A 272-nucleotide genomic window follows, 5' to 3' on the forward strand; every position below is an offset into this window, starting at 1 on the left:
GCTAACGCTTGCAGTGTTTTTTATGTTTGCCATGCTGACTCGACGTGGGCCTTTAAGCATCGCACCTTTTAGCGAAGCATTTCAGCCTTCTATTACAAAGTTTCGAGCACTGTTACTTTCTTGCCAGCCAAATCTGAAGGTACGCTAATATCTCTGTCTTTTACGAATAGAAAAATGGCACCGATTGGCGATATGCCGATAACTTCGTATTCGCCCTTGCGCATAAGCTTTCCAGCTTTTGGGCTACTCAAGGTTTTAATGATCATACCTAA

General features: G+C 43.0%; 1 protein-coding gene. It reads right to left on the minus strand.

Annotated features, from left to right (window positions below; genetic code table 11):
- Nucleotides 1-92: 92 nt before the first annotated feature.
- Nucleotides 93-272 (minus strand): putative solute-binding protein (locus A3763_RS27455; RefSeq protein WP_231872119.1); only part of this gene is annotated, 180 nt, incomplete at its 5' end.

The organism is Oleiphilus sp. HI0128, from assembly GCF_001635365.1.